The following is an 18,674-nucleotide window of genomic DNA, read 5'->3' on the forward strand; positions in this document are numbered from 1 at the left end:
CTCCCCACTCGTGGGGGAGATGGCCGGCAGGCCAGAGGGGGGCGCGAGGGGGAACTGACACAACCATTCTCGGATTCCGATCAATGCAGCTTCGGCGTGGGCCCCTGGCCCTTTTCGTCGATGACGGCGCCGCGCTCGAAGCGCGACAGCGTGAAGGGCGCGTTGACGGCGTGCGGCTCGTCCTTGGCGATGGTCCAGGCGAAGGAGAAGCCCGAAGCGGGCGTCGCCTTGAAGCCGCCGTAACACCATCCGCAATTCAGATACATGCCGGGCAGCGGCCCCTTGGCGATGATGGGCGAACCGTCCATGGACATGTCCATGATGCCGCCCCAGGAGCGCAGGAGGCGGAGGCGTGCGACGGCCGGGAACATGGCCACCATCTCGCCCATCACCTCTTCCACGAGCGGCAGGTTGCCGCGCTGGGCATAGGAGTTGTAGCCGTCGAGATCGCCGCCGAAGACGAGGCCGCCCTTGTCGGACTGGGACATATAGAGGTGGCCGCCACCGAAGGTGACCACGCAGTCGACGAAGGGTTTTATGGCTTCTGAGACGAAGGCCTGCAGAACGTGGCTCTCGATGGGGAACCGGTCGATGCCCGCCATCCCCATCAGCCGGCTGGTGCTGCCGGCCACGGCGACCGCCACTTTCCTGGCGCGGATTTCGCCGCGCGTGGTGGCGACGCCGACGATCTTCTCTCCGTCGCGCAGGAAGCCCGTCACCTCGCAATTCTCGACGATATCGACACCGCGCCGGTCGGCGGCCCGCGCGTACCCCCAGGCCACCGCGTCGTGCCGGGCCGTTCCTGCGCGCGGCTGCAGGAGGCCGCCGATGACGGGGAAGCGGGCGGAGCGCGAAAGGTCGACGCCCGGCACCTTGCGGGCGATCTCCGCCGGCGTCAGCCACACCCCGTCGCCGCCGCCATGGAGCATGGCGTTGCCGCGGCGGATATAGTCGTCGGCCTGGGACGGCGAGTGGGCGAGGTTCAAGATGCCGCGCTGGGAGAACATCACGTTGTAGTTCAGTTCGTGCGACAGGTTCTCCCACAGCTTCACCGAGAAATCGTAGAAGCGGACGGATTCGGGCAGGAGATAGTTGGAACGCACGATGGTGGTGTTGCGGCCGATATTGCCGGAGCCGAGCCAACCCTTCTCCAGCACCGCGACGTTGGTGATGCCGTGCTCCTTGGCAAGATAGTAGGCCGTCGCCAGGCCATGCCCGCCGCCGCCGATGATGATCACGTCATAGGACGGCCTCGGCTCCGGCTTGCGCCAGGCCGGCTTCCAGTCCCGATTGCCGGTCAATGCATTTTTTAAAAGCGAAAGCGCAGAATATTCCGCCATCGAGGCCGCCGTTCGTTCCCCACGGGTGAGGAAGCTATAGGGCAGCGAGGGCCCTCAAGGCAAATAATGCGCCATGGGTTTTCACAGGGGCGACCTGCCGCCACCCTCTGGCCACCACGCCGCCCGGTCCCAAGTCGTAGGGCGGTTGCGGCGTGTCGCAAACAAGCGATTGCCGCACTGACCCGCATCGACATACTGGCTGTTCTCAAGATCGGGTTGCAGCTTCAACTCACCAGGACAAGGGCACCATGAAATCCCAGGCACGCGCAGTCGTCATCGGTGGAGGCGTGGTCGGCGTCTCCACGCTCTATCATCTGGCCAAGAAGGGCTGGTCGGATGTCGTCCTCGTCGAGCGCAAGGAGCTGACCTCCGGCTCCACCTGGCATGCCGCCGGCCTCCTGCCGCTCTTCAACATGAGCTACTCGGTCGGCCAGATTCACAAATACTCGGTGAAGTTCTACCAGGAGCTTCAGCGCGAGACCGGCATGAATGTCGGCTTCACCCAGTGCTCGAACATCCGCCTCGCCCGCACCAAGGACCGCTGGGACGAATTCATGTATTACGCCGGCATCGCCGAGACCATCGGCGTGCCCGTCAATATCCTCACGCCGGAACAGGTGAAGGAAATCTGGCCGCTGTGCGAGACCGACGGCCTCCTGGGCGCCATCCAGCATCCCGACGACGGCTATATCCAGCCCGCCGACCTTACGCAGGCGCTCGCCAAAGGCGCGCGCGATCATGGAGCCACCATCTACCGCAACACCGCCGTCACCGCCATCGAGCGCCAGACGGACGGCAAGTGGCTGGTGAAGACCGACAAGGGCGACATCCTGGCCGAGCACGTGGTCACGGCGACCGGCAACTTCGCCCGCAAAACGGGCCAGATGGTGGGGCTCGACGTGCCGGTGATCCCGGTCGAGCACCAGTACATCGTCACCGAGCCGCATCCGGCCATCGTCGAGCGCAAGAGAAAGGGCCTGCCGGAGATGGGCGTGCTCAGAGAAAGCGACTCCTCCTGGTACATGCGCGAGGAGAACGGCGGGCTCTTGCTCGGCCCCTACGAGGCGGGCGCGCCCTGCTGCTATGTCGACGGCCCGTCGCAGGACAGCGAGTACGAACTGTTCCAGGAAGACCTCGACCGCCTCATGCCGCATGTGGAGACGGCGATCGAGCGCGTGCCGGCCTTCGGCGAGGTGGGCATCAAGAAGATCTACAACGGCGCCATCGCTTACACGCCCGACGGCTCGCCCATCATCGGGCCGGCGCCGGGGCTCAAGAACTTCTGGCTCAACGAGGGGCACTCCTTCGGCGTGACGGCGGCCGGCGGCGCCGGCTGGCAGCTCGCCGAGTGGATCGTCGAGGGCGAGCCGTCCATCGACATGATGGGCGTCGACCCGCGCCGCTTCGGCCCCTATGCGACCGAGGGCTATCTCAGGGAGAAGAACGAGGAGGCCTATGCCAACGTCTTCACCGTGCACTATCCCGACGAGGAGCGGGCGGCGGCGCGGCCCTTGAAGACCACGCCCTGCTACGGGCGCATGAAGGAACTCGGCGCCGTCTTCGGCTCCGTCTACGGCTGGGAGCGGCCCAACTGGTTCGCTCCTGAGGGCTATCGCGTGCCGGAGGAGGAACTGGGCGTCGGTGCCGACGTGCTCATGAAGCACAATCATGCGCCGGCGCTCGAAGACGGGCGCATCGTCGAGAAATGGTCGTTCCGGCGCTCCAACTATTTCGAGCATGTCGGCAACGAGGTGAGACAAGTCCACGAGAACGTCGGCCTGCTCGACATGTCGGCCTTCGCCAAGTGCTGGGTCGGCGGACCCGGCGCGGAGGCATGGCTGAACGGCATCTTCGCCAACCGCATTCCGAAGAAGAACGGGCGCATCGCGCTTTGCCATCTCTTGACCAAGCACGGCGGCGTGCGCTCCGAGTTCACCGTCTACCGGCAGCCGCAGGGCTTCTACCTCGTCTCGGCGGGTGCCTACGAGGCGCACGACCACGACACGCTGACGAAGCTTTTGCCCGAGGACGGCAGCGTGCGCATGTTCCCCATCACCACCCATTGGGGCGTGCTGGTGCTGGCGGGGCCGAAAAGCCGCGACGTGCTCGGGAAGCTCACCCGCACCGAACTTTCCAACGCCGCCTTCCCGTGGCTCACCGGCAAGAAGGTTTCCCTCGGCCATGCCACGGCACATGCGCTGCGCGTCAATTTCGTCGGCGAGCTCGGCTGGGAACTGCACCATCCCATCGAGATGCAGAACGCCATCTTCGACATGGTGATGGGGGCCGGCGAAGAGTTCGGCATCAAGCCGTTCGGCATCCGCGCCATGACGGCGATGGCCGTCGAGAAGAGCTACCGGCTCATCCCGCGCGAACTTTCCATCGAATATACGGCCTGGGAAAGCGGGCTCGACCGCTTCGTGCATCCCGACAAGGGCGATTTCATCGGCCGCGAGGCGCTTGTCGCCCAACGCGAGAAGGGGGTTAACTGGAAATACGTCACGCTGGAGGTGCGCGACATCACCGACGCCGACGCGCGCGGCAACGAGGCGATCTACCGCGGCGGCGAGCTTGTCGGCCGCGCCACCCATGGCGCCTATGGCTGGCGTGTGGGAAAATCGCTGGCGCTTGCCATGGTGCGGCCCGAACACGCGGGCGAAGGGACGCGGCTCGATATCAAGATCCTGGGCAAGCTCCACCCGGCGACCGTGATCGCGGAAAGCCCGTTCGACCCGGAAAACGCGGCGCTGAGGGCCGACGGCTGAGGCGCGGGCTTTCATCCGTCTCGTAAAAGTGAACGAGATTTCACTGTAGCGGATTGCCGCGTCCCGCGCTTCACGTAAACTTGGGCTATGTCGATCACGGGACGGCATTGGCGTAAGCTGCTCTTCGGCGCGCTCGCCGCGCTGGTCCCCGCTTGCGCCCATGCGCAGGAAGTGGTGGATGTCGAACTCGTGCTGGGCGTCGACGTGTCGCTGTCCATGTCGCCGGCCGAGATGAGCATCCAGCGCGAGGGTTATGCGGCCGCGCTTACCCACGAAACAGTGATCCAGGCCATCGAGGCAGGCATGCACGGCCGCATCGCGGTCGTGTATTTCGAGTGGGCGGGTGACTTTTCCCACCGCGTCGTCGTGCCGTGGACGGTTATCGCTTCGGCCGAGGACGCGGCGCGCGTGGCCGAGCGCCTCAACGTCAATCCGCCCACCAGCGCCCGGCGCACCTCGATCTCCGGCGCCATGAACTTCGCCGCCGACCTTTTCGCCGAAAGCGGCTTCCGGGCCCCGCGCCGCGTGCTCGACATATCCGGCGACGGGCCCAACAACCAGGGCCCGCCGGTGGCAGGGGCGCGCGACAACCTGGTGGCCGCCGGCATCACCATCAACGGCCTGCCGTTGATGACCAATGACGGGCTCACCACCGCCTACGACGTGGAGAATCTCGACGTCTATTACAGCGAGTGCGTGATCGGCGGGCCGGGCGCTTTCATGATCCCGGTCAACGACTGGTCGCACTTCCCCGAGGCCGTGCGCCGCAAGCTGGTGATCGAGCTCGCCGGCACCACCCCGCGCTCCCTGCGCCCACCGGTGGTCACGGCGCAAGCGGCGGCGCCCTACGACTGCATGGTCGGCGAAAAGATGTGGCAGAACCGCACCTGGATCTGGCGGGAGCCGTGAGGCTTTCGCTTTCCAGAGCAGTTCCAGGAAAAGTGGAAGCCGGTTTTCCGTCCGGAATTCTACGCCGCGATAAGCTGCTTGCGGTCGGCGCGCTCCTGCTGCGGCGAGCGGGCGTAGAGCTCGCGGTAGCACTTGGAGAAATGCGAGGCGGAGACGAAGCCGCAGGCCACCGCCACTTCCACCACCGGCATCGTCGACTGGATGAGCAGATGCCTGGCCCGGTCGAGCCGGATCTCCAGATAATAGCGCGCCGGCGAGCGGCCCATCTCCTGGCGGAACAGGCGCTCGATCTGGCGCCGTGACAGACCGACTGCCTCGGCGACCTCCACCAGCGACAGGGGCTCCGAAAGGTTGGCTTCCATCAATTCGATGATGGTCAGCACCTTTGAGTTCTGCACGCCGAGGCGGGCCCTCAACGGCAGGCGCTGGCGGTCGGAGGGGCTGCGCACCCGGTCGGTCAGCAACTGCTCGCACACGCGGTTGACGATGTTGTCGTCGAAATCCTCGCCGATGAGGTGGAACATCATGTCCATGGCCGCCGTGCCGCCGGCGCAGGTGTAGATGTTGGCGTCGATTTCGAAGAGATCGGCGAAGACGTTGGCCTTGGGGAATTTTTCGGCAAAGCCCGGCAGGTTCTCCCAGTGGATGGCGCAGCGCTTGTTGGCGAGCAGCCCGGCGGCGGCCAGAATGTGGGCGCCGGTGCACAGCCCCCCGAGCGCGACGCCGCGGTTATACTCCTCGCGCAGCCAGGCGAAGACCGACTTGTTGACGTAGGTCTCGATGCTGAGGCCGCCGCACACCACCACCATGGTGGGCCTGTCGCGGCCCGTCATCTTCTGCCGCTCGTCGGCAAGAGAGGAATCGACGGCTATCTCTACCCCGTTGGACGCCTGCACCGGCCGGCCGTCGGCGCTCGCAAGTCGCCAGCCATAGGCCTCGTAACCGGCCATGCGGTTCGCGGCCCTCAGCGGCTCCAGCGCGGTCGCAAAGGCGACCATCGTGAAGTCGGGCACAAGGAAGAACACCAGCGATCTCTTGAACGGCTTTTCGTCCTGCAAGCCGGCCTCCTGCGTGTCGTCGCGCGCCGAACGTGATGTCGTTAACAGGAAAGCCTGCGCTGGAAAAGCCTTGTCTGTCAATTGAGTGCGGGAGCGCTTAGAGAGAATTTTTTGCAGGCAGCGAAAGCGCCGCAACGGGTGGCCGATGCGGCGCTTTTCCGGTGCCGTGTTCCGGCACGGATGGTTGTCAGTTGATCAGGAATCCCAGGCGCAGGGCCGCCAGGGCTCCCGTCTCGCCCGGCATGGTGTTTTGCAGGCGCTCGCGGGGCGTCCGGCTTTGTCCGCGCCTTTCCCCGCGAAGGAAATGAATGAGTTTCATGCTCGTCTCCATCAGATCGTATCGGCAGATCGTATCGGCTCTCGACCGAGCGCCTTCACATGCGTGCGATGGAGTGGGGCGGCTCGTCTTGCCGGCCCTTCTACGCTCGATCGAGGGCAACGGCCGCGCGAAATGCGAAGCGGCCGTTAGGAAATGCGACACGGGCCGGTCGCATCATCGCCTTTCGGTGCCCGGCCTTTCGGTGCTCGACTTGCGCCGCGCCGGCTTGCGGCCGGTGCGCGCATGCTCGGTGATATCCTGGAACTCGCGGGCGAAATCGACCAGTGCCTTCAGATACCTCACGACAAGGCCTCCTTTTCGTCGTGGCCTCTCGGAAACGTGCTGTCGCCGCGCTTTTCCGGCGGCGAAGCAATCTCCTTCCGGGCGGTTGCGGGCCGGATGTACGCAGGAAGGCCGCGGACGACGCGTTCGGTGCGCCGCTGCTGCATCACCTCGACGTATCCGGTGACGTAATGGCTGAACATGTTGAACATGGTTCTTTTCCTTCCGCCGCGGTGCCTGGATAGCGAGGCTACCAGCGCCGCTCCCAAAGCGAGTCCTTTGAATGCACCCGTGCGCGGCGGGTTCCGCCGTCAGGCCAGCCGATATCCTTCTGGATTTCGAGCGGCAGGTTGCGGATGAAACGGTCGGTGCGCCGGCGCTCCCAGAGCGCGATCCGACGGCGCAGATAGTTGCTCACTGTGGCTTGAACAGACATGGGTCTCTCCTTTCTTTCTCGTCGCCTCTGCGGCTTCGGTGTTGACTATCCCGCTTTTCTTGTGTTCAATCAAACGCAATGAAATGATGTTTTGGTTCAGGGAAATTGAAGGAAGAGAGATGAACGCCCCGCTCAACCACCCCCTGCCGCTGCTCGAGCTCGATGTTCTGCGCACTTTCGTGGCGATCGCCGAGACCGGCAGCTTCACCGCCGCCGCCAATGCCGTCTATCGCACGCCATCGGCCGTCTCCATGCAGATCAAGAAGCTGGAGGACATACTGGGACGCGCGGTCTTTACGCGCGACGCGCGCTCGGTGGCGCTAACGGCGGACGGAGACCTGCTTCTCGGCTACGCGCGGCGCCTCCTGGCGCTCAACCGCGAGGCGGTCTCCAAGTTCGTCATGCCGGACATCAGCGGCATCGTGCGGCTTGGATCGCCGGACGATTTCGGCGAGCGGGTGCTGCCGAGCGTTCTGAAGCGCTTCTCCCAGTCGCATCCGGCGATCGCCGTCGACGTGGTGATCGACCAGAGCGTGAACCTGAGGAAGCGCATGGCCGCACGCCAGCTCGACATTACGCTTTTGACGTGCTCCAGCGAGGTGGAACTCGAGCCGGGCGTCGAAATCCTGTTGAGCGAACCCATTGTCTGGGCAGGCGCCAAGGGCGGCTGCGCCCATCTGCGCGAGCCGCTTCCTGTCTCTCTATGGGAGGAGGGCTGCGTCTGGCGCAACGCAGCGGTTAGGGCGCTCGGCGAGCTCGGCCGCGACTACCGCATCGCGTATATGAGCGCGCATACGGCCGGCCAGCGGGCGGCGATCCTCGGCGGGCTCGCCGTGGCGCCGCTGCCCAAGTCTTTCATCGGCGGCGATCTCGTCGAGCTCGGCCCGCAGGACGGCCTGCCGCATATGAACAACTACAATCTGGGCATGGTGGTCGCACCCGACGCCTCCGCCCCGGTCCGCGCCGCCGCCGACCACATCCGCGCCGCCTTCGAGCTTTTCCACGAGACGGGGCGGTTCTAACCACGCTGGCAGGCGGCTATCGCCGCCTGCGTGCCGCCCGTTCCTCGCGTGAGCGCCGGCGGGGCCCTTCCGTCCCGCCATCGCTAAGCACCTTGCGCGGCGGCAGGGTCACCTGGCGGCCAAGCTTCGGGTAGGGGTCCACCTTGTTGGGCAGCGCCATGGCGTAGACGAAGTGCTCCTGGAACTTCGGCTCGAGCGCGGTTTCGATCTTCTCGATCCTGCGCACCGTTTCCTCGATCTCGCGGCGGTGGTTGCGGTTCAAGAGTGCCATGCGCGCGCCGGTGCCGGCGGCGTTGCCGACGGCGGAAACCTTGTCGAGTTCGCAATCCGGGATCAGGCCCAGCGTCATGGCGTAGGTGGGGTCGATGAAGGAGCCGAAGGCGCCGGCAAAGCGGATGGTGTCGACCGTCGTCACCCCCTGCTTTTCCATCAGGAGCTTGGTGCCGGCATAAAGCGCGGCCTTGGCAAGCTGGATGGCGCGCACGTCGTTCTGCGTCACGGTGATGCGCGGCTCGCCCTCGTGGAGCAGGTAGGAGAAGGTGCGGCCCTCGGAGAAGATGCGCGGGCTCCTTTCGGCCAGCGCGCCGTCGATTACGCCATCCTCGGAGACGATGCCGGAAAGATACATCTCGGCGATCACCTCGATGATGCCGGAGCCGCAGATGCCGCTGACGCCGGTCGCCTGAACGGCCTCGGCAAATCCCGGCTCGTCCGACCACAATTCGGAGCCGATGACGCGGAAGCGCGGTTCCAGCGTCTCGCGGTCGATGCGCACGCGCTCGATGGCGCCGGGGGCGGCGCGCTGGCCGGAGGAGATCTCCGCGCCCTCGAAGGCGGGGCCGGTGGGGGAGGAGGCGGTGACCACGCGCTCCCGGTTGCCCAGCACGATCTCTGCATTGGTGCCGACATCGACGATCAACATCATCTCGTCCTGGCGATACGGGCCTTCCGACAAGGTGACGGCGGCCGCGTCCGCGCCCACATGGCCGGCGATGCAGGGCAGCATGTAGAGGCGTGCGCCTGGGTTGAGGTTCAGGCGCAAGTCGCTTGCCCGCGCCTTCACCGCGCCGGAAACGGCGAGCGCGAAGGGCGCGCCGCCGAGCTCCGTCGGGTCGATGCCGAGGAACAGGTGGTGCATGATCGGGTTGCCGACGAAGACGGCGTCGAGGATGTCGGTGCGCTCCACGCCGCCTTCGGTCGCCACCTTGTCGACGAGCTTGGAGACCTCCTGGCGCACGGCCTTGGTCATGGCCTGCCTGCCGTCCGGGTTCATCATGACGTAGGAGACGCGGCTCATCAGATCCTCGCCGAAGCGGATCTGCGGGTTCGATGCGCCGGCCGACGCCACCACGCGGCCCGACAGGAGCGATACCATGTGCATGGCGATCGTGGTCGAGCCGATGTCGCAGGCGATCCCGTAGGCCTCGTTCTTCAGCCCCGGCCACAGCGCGATGATGCGCGCAGCGTCTGCCTCGTCGTCGTGATGGACGGCGGCGGTGACGGCCCACTCGCCCTGGCGCAGGATGCCCTGAACCTGGCTCAGAAGATGAGCGTCCGCCTCCAGGCGGTTGAAGCCCCAGTCCTTTCCGAGCGCCGCCTTCAGGCGGTCGAGGTCGCCCAGCGGCTTGTGCATGTCGGGCTCGTCGACCTCGACATAGCATAGCTGCACTGCCGGATAGCGCTCGATCACCCTCTGGTCGGCGTCCTTGCGCACCACTTGCGCATTGACGATGGCATCCTGCGGGACGTCGACGACGAGATCGCCTTCGATGGTCGCCGAGCAGGAGAGGCGCCGGCCGGCCGGCAGCGCGCGCTTTTCCGCGTAGCGCGCCTCCTTCGGCCCGACCGGGGAGATGCTGTCCCTGGACGAGGAGATCTTGTGCTTGGCGAAGTGGCCTTCCTGCACCTCGATCTGGCAGCGCCCGCAGGTCGCCCGCCCGCCGCACACGCTCTCCACATAGACGCCGAGCTGGCGCGCGGCATCGAGGATGGTCGTGCCCTTTGCGAAACGCCCGCGCTTGCCCGAGGGCATGAAGAGGACCAGGTGGTCGGTTATGTTGGGCGGGGCGTTCATGGGGCGAGCGACCTTGAATGGTCGCAAAGCATTGCGTCCCCGAGCATCTCCCCCACGCCTTGCGCGTCATCCCGGCCAAGGGAGCGTAGCTCCCGCGAGCCGGGATCCATTCCGTGACTTGCCCACGCGCCGGAATGGGTCCCGGACAGCCTCCGCTCCGCTCCGGCTTCCGGGATGACGACGGAAGCGTGGGGCGAATGCCCGGCAGGCCAGAGGGGGGCGCGAAAGAGCACTATCACCTCCTGATGGGCTTCTACCCCCGCCCGGTCCGCGCCATGCGCGCCTCGCGGCCGCCGCGGCGGCGGCCGGCGGAGGCCGCGTGATTGCCGTTTCCGTTGGGAGGTTCGGCGGAAGCGCCGGAGTTCCCCGAGGCCGCCGGCTGGTGATCGCGATAGGTCATGATCCAGGTGTGGCAATTGGGGTCGGTGCCGTTCAGAACGTTCGCCGCGCGCACCATCTCCATCTCCTGCGGGCGGCAGGGGTTCATGATGGCGCTGGTCATGCCGGCGCCGATGACCATGGGGATGAAGCCGGCATTGATGCCGTGGCGGTGCGGCAGGCCGAAGGAGATGTTGGAAAGGCCACACGTGGTGTTGACCTTCAGTTCCTCCCGCAAGCGGCGCAGAAGGGCGAAAACCTGCTTGCCGGCCGTACCCATGGCGCCGATGGGCATCACCAGCGGGTCGACGACGATGTCGTGCGCCGGGATGCCGTAGTCGGCGGCGCGCTGAACGATCTTCCTGGCCACCTCGAAGCGCACGTCGGGGTCTTCCGAAATGCCGGTCTCGTCGTTGGAGATCGCCACCACCGGCACGTCGTATTTCTTGACGAGCGGCAGGATGGCTTCCAGCTTCTCATCCTCGCCGGTGACGGAATTGATCAGCGGCCGGCCCTTGGCCACCTTCAGCGCCGCCTCGATGGCCGCCGAGACGGAGGAATCGATGGAGAGCGGCACGTCCACCAGGCCCTGGACGATCTGAAGCGTCTTAACGAGAAGATCGGGCTCGGTCGCGTTCGGGTCCACCGCCGTCACGCCGGCGTTCACGTCGAGCATGGTGGCGCCGGCGGCGACCTGGTCGAGCGCGTCCTTCTTCACCGTCTCGAAATTGCCGGCCACCATCTCGGCGGCGAGTTTCTTGCGGCCGGTCGGGTTGATGCGCTCGCCGATGACGCAAAAGGGCTGATCGAAGCCGATGACGACTTCCTTGGTCGCAGAGGCGACGATGGTGCGGGTCATTCACAGTCCTCCAAAGGATATAAAGACTTCTTTATATCGTTATCTCGTTGGTTTCAAGCGGGGGGAGTGAGTAGTGAATAGAGAGTAGTGAGTAGGGAACATGGCAGCGAGGTGGTGGGTAGGCGGCGCTGAAACGTGCATCCTATTCGCTACTCACTACTCACCACTCACTCCCTCTTTCACCCCGCCGCGTCCTTCACCAGGTCGGTCGGCTTCTCGCTCGGCGTTTCCAGAATGTGGTCCAGCCGCTCGGCCACCAGGGCGTCGTCGGGTCCCGGTTCGCGCGTCCATGGGCGGCGGCCTTTCAGGACGCCCGATTCGTGGACGATCTCCGCCACATATTCCTCCTGCCGGTAGGCCATGACGTGGATGCCGGAAACGCCATCGATCTCCTTCACCTCGTTGATGATGTCGATGCACAGGCGCTTTCCCTCTTCCTTCTGATTCTTCGCCCCTTCGAGGCGGGCGACGACGGAATCGGGAATATGCACGCCGGGCACGTTGGAGCGGATCCAGCGCGCCGTCTTGGCCGAAGCCAGCGGCCCGACACCGACAAGGATGAAGCATTTCTCGGTGAGCCCCATGTCACGCACGCGCTTCATGTATTCCCCCAGCATCGGCACATCGAAGCAGTACTGGCTCTGCACGAATTGCGCACCGGCGGCGATCTTCTTGGCGAGCCGCAAGGGGCGGAAATCGTAGGGCGGGGCGAAGGGATTGATGGCCGCGCCCAGGAAGACGGCGGGTGGCGTCGAGAGCTTGCGGCCGGAGAGGAATTTTTCCTCGTCCCGCATGGTGCGCACGGTTTCCAGAAGCGACATGCAATCGAGGTCGAAGACCGGCTTTGCGCCCGGCTGGTCGCCCGCCTGCACGCCGTCGCCCGTCAGGCACAGGATGTTGCCGACGCCCATCGCCGCCGCCCCCAAAACGTCGCCCTGGATGGCGATGCGGTTGCGGTCGCGGCAGGCGATCTGCATGATCGGCGCGTAGCCCATGCGGGTCAGAAGCGCGCAGATGCCCATCGAGGACATGTGGCAGTTGGCGCCGGAGGCATCGACGGCGTTGATGCCGTCCACCCAGCCGTCGAAGACCGCCGCCCGCTCGTAGACGTCCTGCGCGTTGGCGCTGTCGGGCGGGTTAAGTTCGGCGGTAACGGCGAACTCGCCGCGTCTCAGGATGCGCTCCAGCCGCCCGCGGGAGGAATGGCCGGGCAGCGGGTCGAGCGGCAGGTCGACGCCGTGCGGGTTCTCGTCGGGCTGGCGGGGGCGGCTCATGCGGTCTCCCGTGCCTTTTCGCGCTCGGCGGCGGCAGTTGCGGTGACGCGCAGCCACGCCGACGTCTCGCGCAGCGATTGGTCGACGGGCTTCTGCACGGCGAGGATGGCGTCGTGGTTGCGCATCTTCTGCGCGCCTTCCCATGCCTTGACCCAGACGCAGGGCATGTCCGGCTCCACCTCGCAATTGCCGTTGGCGCGCACGCCGCCGCAGGGGCCGTTCCTGAGCTGCTTGGGGCAGTTCATGGGGCACGACATGCCGGTGGAGGAAAGGATGCACTGGCCGCACATGCGGCAGTCGAACATGAAGCCCTTCACGTGCCTTTCGACGAATTTCACCGGCTTTTCGGCGCGGCGGTAGCCGATTGCGTTCCAAACCGGATGCAGCGTCAGGAAGACGTCGGCAAAGCGGGCGTAGAACCATTCGAGGAAGCGGGAATGGCGCACCGACCACAGCCGCATCGTGTAGCGCCGCTGCACGCGGCGCTGGGGCGAGACGTCGGCCGGCTTGTAGGCCAGAAGGGCGCGCGCCTTTCTGACCAGCGACGCCTGCGTGACGCCGGATTGCCGCGCTAAAGGCTTGTCATTCTTCGACATGTCCGCCTGCCTTGACGAGCGCCTTCAGCTGCTCGTCGGGAAATTCCCGCTCGATGGCCGCAAGCGCCTTGTCGGCCTCCGCCTCGAGGTCGTCGCTCACGGGCTCTGGCGCGCCGCGCCGCCATTCCGCCAGATAGGCGTCGGTGTCGCGCGCGCCGACGCGCATGGCGCACATGTCGATCGCCTCGGTGAAGCGCAGGGGCAGCTCGCGCTTGGCCGTTTTGCGTCCCTTCCTGACGATGACCTGTGCAGGAATGTCGCGCCAGTAAACCACGATCAGATCGGCCATTTGCCTTCGTTCCCTTGCTTGAGTTGGAGCATTGCCGCAAGCGCCGTGAGCCCGCTTGCTGCGCGACGACGCGCGTGCCTTCAAAAACGACGCCCGCCGCCGGGCGTCAAGGCGGCTATCCCATCAGGGCGCTGGCGAGCACGCCGGCCGCGCCGATGACGACGGCAATGACGATGAGGGAAAGCGTCCCGCTGGCCACGGCAACCGCCAGAAGAACGCCGTCGCGTTCCGAAAGCGCCAGCCCGACGAGGGCACAGGAAAAGGCCGGAAACCAGTTGCCGAGCGGGATCGGCAGGGTCACGGCGATGGCCAGGATAAGGGCGATGACGCCGATGAAGCGGTCTGCGTGGTCGCGTGCGAAGGGCCAGTAGCGCGGGCGGATGAGCCGCTCGACCCATTTGATCCTGGGAATGAGCCGCTCGCTCATACCGCGGAATTGCGACGCGCTCAGCGATTTTTGAAGAATGAAGCGCGGCAGCCAGACCGTGCGTCGGCCAAACACCATCTGGATAGCCAGAAGCAGAAGCGGAATGCCCAGCACCAGCGTGCTGCCCGGCGGCAGCGGCAGCAAATTGATGGAGGAGAAGAATACCAGAAGCGTGGCGAAGCTGCGGTCGCCCAGTGCCTGGCGAAGCTGCTCCACCGTCACCGTGCCCTCGGCCTCGCGTGCCATCTCCTCGAAGATCGTCGACAGGCGGCGCGGCGGCAGGCCTCCGGCAACCCGTCCCGACACCATGCCCAGACCCGTTCCCTCCGCCTTCACATCCGTTTTCCTGCCGTGTTGTCTGGAAGCATCTTCTTCTGCCGCAGTTAAGCCTTCATGACAGGCGGAGCAAGCTATTGCGGCCGGCGGAACTCGAGAATGTCGAGCTTGGATTCGCGCGCCGGCGCGGGAAACTCGATGCGCCAGCGTTCCTCGCCGCTGCGGAAGGCATAGCCGGCCTGGTCCGTCTCCGGCCCGCTTCCGTAGGGCGGCGGGGCATCGCCTGCGACGAAATAGGCGCCGAGATAGGTCAGCCGCGTATCGCTGTCGGTGAAGAAGCGGCCCTTGGTGCGCTGCGAGCCCGACAGCTTCTCCAGCATCCAGCCGGAGCCGTCGTCGCCGACGCGGCAGCGAAACCAGTCGTAGACGACAAGTGCCGCGAGCCCGCCGGCCTTGACGGTGCGGCACTGCCAGTCGCCCGTCATGTCGAAGCCCTCGAAGGAGAGGGCAGGGCGGGAGACGATTTCCTCGAAAACGGCCACGGCCTCGGGCGCACCGCCGGCCTTGGCCTCGGCAACCGCCGTCTCGCGCGTTTCCTCATAGGCGTCGAGGCGGGCGGTGTCGGCGTCCGTGATGATGTCCAGGATCTCGCCGTCGGCAAGCGCCGGGAGCGGGAGGAGGGCGGCCGCAAGGAAAGCGAGGAGGGCACCGGCGGGCCCGGCGGGCATTGTCTTCATCATGCCAGACAAGCCGCCGATTGGAGCCTTTTTGTGGTGGCGGGGCTTCATCCCAACGGCGCCTTGCCTGCCGCGCCGGTGAGGGCGGTGGCCAGGTCGCCGTAGCCGGTGAAGCGGCGCTCGTAGGACAGGCCGAGCAGCTTCGCCGCATCGCGGGCGACCGTCTCCAGCGCCGGATCGTCGGTCTGCGCCAGATAGACGAGCTTCTCGTAGTTGCCGAAATAATCCTCGATCAGCTCCGGATGCTCGTCGATGCGCAGCGGCTTCAGGAAGAACGCCTCGAACTGCCGGCACAGAAAGTCGGTCATGTAGAAGGACAGCATGTCGCCCTCGCCGATCTCGGTGAAGGCCTCCACTCCCTGATAGAAGGCGAAGCAGTGCGGCCCGGCAATGCGCTCGACGCCGTGCTTCTCGCACACGCGGTCGAGCCGGCCGCTCGTGCCGCAATCGGCATAGCCGACGAAGATGTGGCGGTAGCCTTCTTCCCTGGCCTCTGCGATGGCCTTGTCCATGGCGGGCGCAATGCGGTCGGGGCGGTAGTGGAACTCCGCCGGCAGGCAAGTGAGGTCCAGATGGTCGAGCCCCAGCCGCTCGCGCACGGCGATGACCTCGCGGGCGATCATCCCGCAGGCGATCACGAGAACTTTATCAGTGGTTATACGTTGTGTATTGCCTTGGGTTGGCATTGGCATCTTCCGCTGGAAATACCAGTCACAAACATCGCATGCGAACAGGATATCCGATCATGAAGCTCCTTCACCTCGTCCTTGCCGCGCTTTTGGCAATTTCGGTCTCCGCCTGCGCCAATACAATACGCGGGGTCGGAAAAGACATCAAAGAAACCGGCCACGCGATCAGGGACGCAACGGACTGAGACGGGCTCGGCCCCTTCCGCGTCTCGATCTCACGGGCGCGAGCGCGGCAGCGGGGTTCGGACACCCGAGCTGCCGGAAGCCGTGCGGATGCTACACCGCCGCCTGCAGGTTGTGCTTGCGCTTCATCAGCTCCTTGGCCGTCTCGACCGCCACCGCCGCATCGCGGCAATAGGCGTCGGCGCCCACGGCCTTGCCGAACTCCTCGTTGAGCGGCGCACCGCCGACGAGCACGATCAAGTCGTCGCGGATGCCCTTTTCCTTCAGCGTGTCGATGACCACCTTCATGTACGGCATGGTGGTGGTCAAAAGCGCCGACATGCCGATGATGTCCGGCTGGTGCTTCTCGATGGCGTCGAGATAGTTCTCGACGGGATTGTTGATGCCGAGGTCGATGACCTCGAAGCCGGCGCCCTCCATCATCATGCCGACGAGGTTCTTGCCGATGTCGTGGATGTCGCCCTTCACGGTGCCGATGACCATCTTGCCCTGCTTGGGCGCGCCGGTCTCCACGAGGAGCGGGCGCAGGATGTTCATGCCGGCCTTCATCGCGTTGGCCGATAGCAGCACCTCCGGCACGAAGAGGATGCCGTCGCGGAAATCCTCGCCGACGATGCGCATGCCTTCGACAAGCGCCTGCGTCAGCACCTCGTAGGGCGCCCATCCGCGGTCGAGGAGAATGCGCGTGCCTTCCTCGATCTCTTCCTTCAGCCCGTCATAAAGGTCGTCGTGCATCTGCTGCGCGAGTTCGTCGTCTGGCAGCTCGGAAAGGATGATTTCGTCATCGGACATTCGCTGGCTCCTGCCGTGCGCAATTCGACCAAATGCATGTTCGGACGTACATAATCCGCTTTTCGCAAGCTTCCATAGCCGAATTGCGACGCGATGCAAAAGGAAAGCGACTGGAAATCCTGCTCCCGCCGATCCCGGATGTGACGCCGTATGCACAATCAAAGGTAGATATTTTACACGCAGCCTTCATAGAGGTTCTTCATGCAATTAGCTGATTTCATGTACATCGGCATGAGGGAATATACAATTTAAGGTTTAATTAACGAGACCGGTTACAAGGTGGCTGCTATATTTTCCGGGGGGCATGCATCGTCTTGATATGGAGAAGACAATGATGAGACCTCTGGTAAAGCCGCTTGCCGGCGCCGCATTCCTCACCGCGATCGCAGTTCAGTCGGCCGGTGCGGTCAATGGGACGGTCATATTCAACGGCTCCGTCCTTTCGACCTGCCTCATCACCATCGGAACACCGGGTACGCTGGCGGCAAGCGCCGACTATACGATGTTGAGCTCCACCGAAGCTGGCGGGTCTTCCGGCACGGCCACGATCCTGACCACGGGAGCAGGCTTCGAAGTCTCCACCAGCGCGCCGGTCACGTTCGTCGCGGCACCCGCCGGCGGCAATGATTCGGTCACGTTCGCTTCGAGCTACAGCGCCAACGGCGTGACCTCGCTGCTCGACGTCGTCGGTTCGGTCACCTCGCCGCTTGGCCTGGGACTGACCAACCTCGATGTCGACCTGGCGGCAACGAAATCGGCCGGGGCCTTTTCCGCGGGCAACTATACGGCCGAAGTTACGGTTACCTGCGAATAGGACCGAACCATGGATGCACGCGGTGGGAGAGGGGGAATCGCAGCGGTGCTGGCGGTGCTTATGGCCGCCAGCCAGGCGCAGGCGCAGTCGATGACACCGATGCGCGGCGAAATCACCAGCTTCACGGACGATTTCGCCGTGCGTGTCAGCCCCTACAATCCCTACCCGCATCGCATCCAGGTGGAAGTGCGCGTCTACGACGAGCACTTCCGCCCGGTCGCGGCGAAGGTCTCGCCCGGCAGGATCATGCTTGGAAGCCGCGCCTCGCGTCCGGTGGTCGTCGTGGTGAAGTTCGACGGTAGAGGTCAAAGGCGCGTCAGGGTGTGTACCGAGAGCGTTCCCTTTCCACACGAGAAAACCAGGATAAAGGCCCAGATATGCGGACGTTTCATCGCCCGTCGCTTGCGCTGAGTGCGGCGCTCTTCGCGGGCTGGCCGGTGCCGGGCGCCGCATTGGCCGACAGCGGCCAGTACATCATCAACCAGAACCAGACGGGGCTGAACCTGCCGGGCGTCGCCATGCCAAGCGGCTTCGACGAAATCAGGGCGGCTGACGGCACGACATGCCGGTCTTCCATGGGAGGGCGTGGCGCCTATCTCGATTCGGGCGTTGTGGGCGGCGGCCTCAACAACGATTCCAGCACGCTCTCGGCCTATGGCCGGGTCGTCGTGCCGATGGGCAGGAAGCCCCCGAGGCTGGACTGCGACCGCCTCTACCAGCTCGAACTGCAGCGGCTCGAGCTCGAGGTCGAGCTTCTCAAGCGCGGCCTCGATCCGCGCATGAGCGAGGCCGCGCAAAACGACGCCGACTGGGCGAGCGGCGAGGGCTGGACGACCGGCGACCGCAAATAGCCGCACCGACTGCGATCCGCGCCGGCCAACGCTCTCAATGCGACACGGTCTGGCGCTTGCGGAACGTTTGCCGCCGCTTGGCTGGATACGATGCGCTCGTGGTCTGACCCAAACAGATGGTGCCCATCTGTCAGGATCGCACCACTGGAGAGCGTTTCGTCCTGCATGAGGGCGAAGCGGGCGTCGCATCGAGGATGAGAACGATGAACCAGAACGTGCCGATGGACCAGGATATGCCGGAGGCGGGCGAGGGCAGGCGCGGTCGCGGCGGCCGCGGGGAGCGCGGCGGCGCGGCGGCCCGGCG

General features: G+C 65.3%; 22 protein-coding genes. 7 read left to right on the plus strand and 15 right to left on the minus strand.

What is annotated here, in order from left to right:
- Positions 1-80 precede the first annotated feature (80 nt).
- Positions 81-1,340: a sarcosine oxidase subunit beta family protein gene (locus GM910_RS06085; protein WP_159586615.1), complete on the minus strand. Its 1,260-nt coding sequence runs from the start codon at positions 1,338-1,340 to the stop codon at positions 81-83.
- Between the two features lie 248 nt (positions 1,341-1,588).
- On the opposite strand from GM910_RS06085, the gene GM910_RS06090 reads away from it, so the two are divergent.
- Positions 1,589-4,105 (plus strand): GcvT family protein, encoded by a 2,517-nt coding sequence (locus GM910_RS06090; RefSeq protein ID WP_159586616.1) that lies wholly within the window; start codon positions 1,589-1,591, stop codon positions 4,103-4,105.
- Positions 4,106-4,192: 87 nt separating this feature from the next.
- The gene (locus tag GM910_RS06095) at positions 4,193-5,014 is read left to right on the plus strand and encodes a DUF1194 domain-containing protein (protein WP_159586617.1); all 822 of its coding nucleotides are present in this window, start codon (positions 4,193-4,195) and stop codon (positions 5,012-5,014) included.
- 59 nt (positions 5,015-5,073) lie between these two features.
- On the opposite strand, the gene GM910_RS06100 is transcribed toward GM910_RS06095, so the two are convergent.
- The 5 genes from GM910_RS06100 to GM910_RS06110 all read right to left on the minus strand — a co-directional run bounded on the left by GM910_RS06100 (position 5,074) and on the right by GM910_RS06110 (position 7,109).
- On the minus strand, positions 5,074-6,012 hold the full coding sequence (locus GM910_RS06100; RefSeq protein WP_159586643.1) for a GlxA family transcriptional regulator: 939 nt from the start codon (positions 6,010-6,012) through the stop codon (positions 5,074-5,076).
- Positions 6,013-6,259: 247 nt separating this feature from the next.
- Entirely contained in the window at positions 6,260-6,391 is a 132-nt protein-coding gene (locus GM910_RS27580) for a hypothetical protein (protein ID WP_281354867.1), read from the minus strand.
- Positions 6,392-6,565: 174 nt separating this feature from the next.
- Positions 6,566-6,694: a hypothetical protein gene (locus GM910_RS27585; protein ID WP_281354868.1), complete on the minus strand. Its 129-nt coding sequence runs from the start codon at positions 6,692-6,694 to the stop codon at positions 6,566-6,568.
- A complete protein-coding gene (locus GM910_RS06105) occupies positions 6,691-6,885 on the minus strand; it encodes a hypothetical protein (protein WP_159586618.1) in 195 nt (64 codons plus the stop codon). Before GM910_RS06105 ends, GM910_RS27585 begins: the two co-directional genes overlap by 4 nt.
- Before the next feature lie 38 nt (positions 6,886-6,923).
- Positions 6,924-7,109: a hypothetical protein gene (locus tag GM910_RS06110; protein ID WP_159586619.1), complete on the minus strand. Its 186-nt coding sequence runs from the start codon at positions 7,107-7,109 to the stop codon at positions 6,924-6,926.
- Between the two features lie 119 nt (positions 7,110-7,228).
- Here GM910_RS06110 and GM910_RS06115 point away from each other — a divergent pair, with 119 nt between their 5' ends.
- The gene (locus GM910_RS06115; RefSeq protein ID WP_159586620.1) at positions 7,229-8,131 is read left to right on the plus strand and encodes a LysR family transcriptional regulator; all 903 of its coding nucleotides are present in this window, start codon (positions 7,229-7,231) and stop codon (positions 8,129-8,131) included.
- A 16-nt stretch (positions 8,132-8,147) separates the two neighbouring features.
- Here GM910_RS06115 and GM910_RS06120 read toward each other — a convergent pair whose 3' ends face one another.
- The 8 genes from GM910_RS06120 to GM910_RS06155 form a co-directional block, all read right to left on the minus strand.
- Positions 8,148-10,205: an ASKHA domain-containing protein gene (locus GM910_RS06120; RefSeq protein WP_159586621.1), complete on the minus strand. Its 2,058-nt coding sequence runs from the start codon at positions 10,203-10,205 to the stop codon at positions 8,148-8,150.
- 253 nt (positions 10,206-10,458) lie between these two features.
- A complete protein-coding gene (locus GM910_RS06125; RefSeq protein ID WP_159586622.1) occupies positions 10,459-11,442 on the minus strand; it encodes a methyltetrahydrofolate cobalamin methyltransferase in 984 nt (327 codons plus the stop codon).
- Between the two features lie 179 nt (positions 11,443-11,621).
- A complete protein-coding gene (locus tag GM910_RS06130; protein WP_159586623.1) occupies positions 11,622-12,716 on the minus strand; it encodes a methylenetetrahydrofolate reductase in 1,095 nt (364 codons plus the stop codon).
- Positions 12,713-13,312, minus strand: a complete 600-nt coding sequence (locus GM910_RS06135; RefSeq protein WP_159586624.1) for a methylenetetrahydrofolate reductase C-terminal domain-containing protein — start codon at positions 13,310-13,312, stop codon at positions 12,713-12,715. The genes GM910_RS06130 and GM910_RS06135 overlap by 4 nt, the downstream gene beginning before the upstream one ends.
- Positions 13,299-13,601 carry a virulence factor gene (locus GM910_RS06140; protein ID WP_159586625.1) on the minus strand — a complete coding sequence of 101 codons (303 nt, stop codon included), beginning with the start codon at positions 13,599-13,601 and terminating at the stop codon, positions 13,299-13,301. Before GM910_RS06140 ends, GM910_RS06135 begins: the two co-directional genes overlap by 14 nt.
- 115 nt (positions 13,602-13,716) lie before the next feature.
- Positions 13,717-14,364 (minus strand): exopolysaccharide biosynthesis protein, encoded by a 648-nt coding sequence (locus GM910_RS06145; protein WP_246225866.1) that lies wholly within the window; start codon positions 14,362-14,364, stop codon positions 13,717-13,719.
- A 74-nt stretch (positions 14,365-14,438) separates the two neighbouring features.
- The gene (locus tag GM910_RS06150; RefSeq protein ID WP_159586626.1) at positions 14,439-15,032 is read right to left on the minus strand and encodes a DUF4893 domain-containing protein; all 594 of its coding nucleotides are present in this window, start codon (positions 15,030-15,032) and stop codon (positions 14,439-14,441) included.
- Positions 15,033-15,088: 56 nt separating this feature from the next.
- Entirely contained in the window at positions 15,089-15,664 is a 576-nt protein-coding gene (locus GM910_RS06155) for a DUF1638 domain-containing protein (protein WP_425482653.1), read from the minus strand.
- Between the two features lie 122 nt (positions 15,665-15,786).
- Between GM910_RS06155 and GM910_RS27135 the strand changes: the two genes are divergently transcribed.
- On the plus strand, positions 15,787-15,915 hold the full coding sequence (locus GM910_RS27135; RefSeq protein WP_246225867.1) for an entericidin A/B family lipoprotein: 129 nt from the start codon (positions 15,787-15,789) through the stop codon (positions 15,913-15,915).
- Positions 15,916-16,006: 91 nt separating this feature from the next.
- Here GM910_RS27135 and GM910_RS06160 read toward each other — a convergent pair whose 3' ends face one another.
- On the minus strand, positions 16,007-16,705 hold the full coding sequence (locus GM910_RS06160) for a corrinoid protein (protein ID WP_159586628.1): 699 nt from the start codon (positions 16,703-16,705) through the stop codon (positions 16,007-16,009).
- A 331-nt stretch (positions 16,706-17,036) separates the two neighbouring features.
- Here GM910_RS06160 and GM910_RS06165 point away from each other — a divergent pair, with 331 nt between their 5' ends.
- The 3 genes from GM910_RS06165 to GM910_RS06175 are packed head-to-tail and all read left to right on the plus strand — an operon-like array spanning position 17,037 to position 18,370.
- Positions 17,037-17,519, plus strand: a complete 483-nt coding sequence (locus tag GM910_RS06165; RefSeq protein ID WP_246225868.1) for a hypothetical protein — start codon at positions 17,037-17,039, stop codon at positions 17,517-17,519.
- Between the two features lie 9 nt (positions 17,520-17,528).
- Positions 17,529-17,930, plus strand: a complete 402-nt coding sequence (locus tag GM910_RS06170) for a hypothetical protein (protein ID WP_159586629.1) — start codon at positions 17,529-17,531, stop codon at positions 17,928-17,930.
- Positions 17,897-18,370 (plus strand): hypothetical protein, encoded by a 474-nt coding sequence (locus GM910_RS06175; protein ID WP_246225869.1) that lies wholly within the window; start codon positions 17,897-17,899, stop codon positions 18,368-18,370. The genes GM910_RS06170 and GM910_RS06175 overlap by 34 nt, the downstream gene beginning before the upstream one ends.
- Positions 18,371-18,674 lie beyond the last annotated feature (304 nt).

The organism is Chelativorans xinjiangensis (genome assembly GCF_009812055.1).
GTDB classification, from domain to species: Bacteria; Pseudomonadota; Alphaproteobacteria; order Rhizobiales; family Rhizobiaceae; genus Chelativorans; species Chelativorans xinjiangense.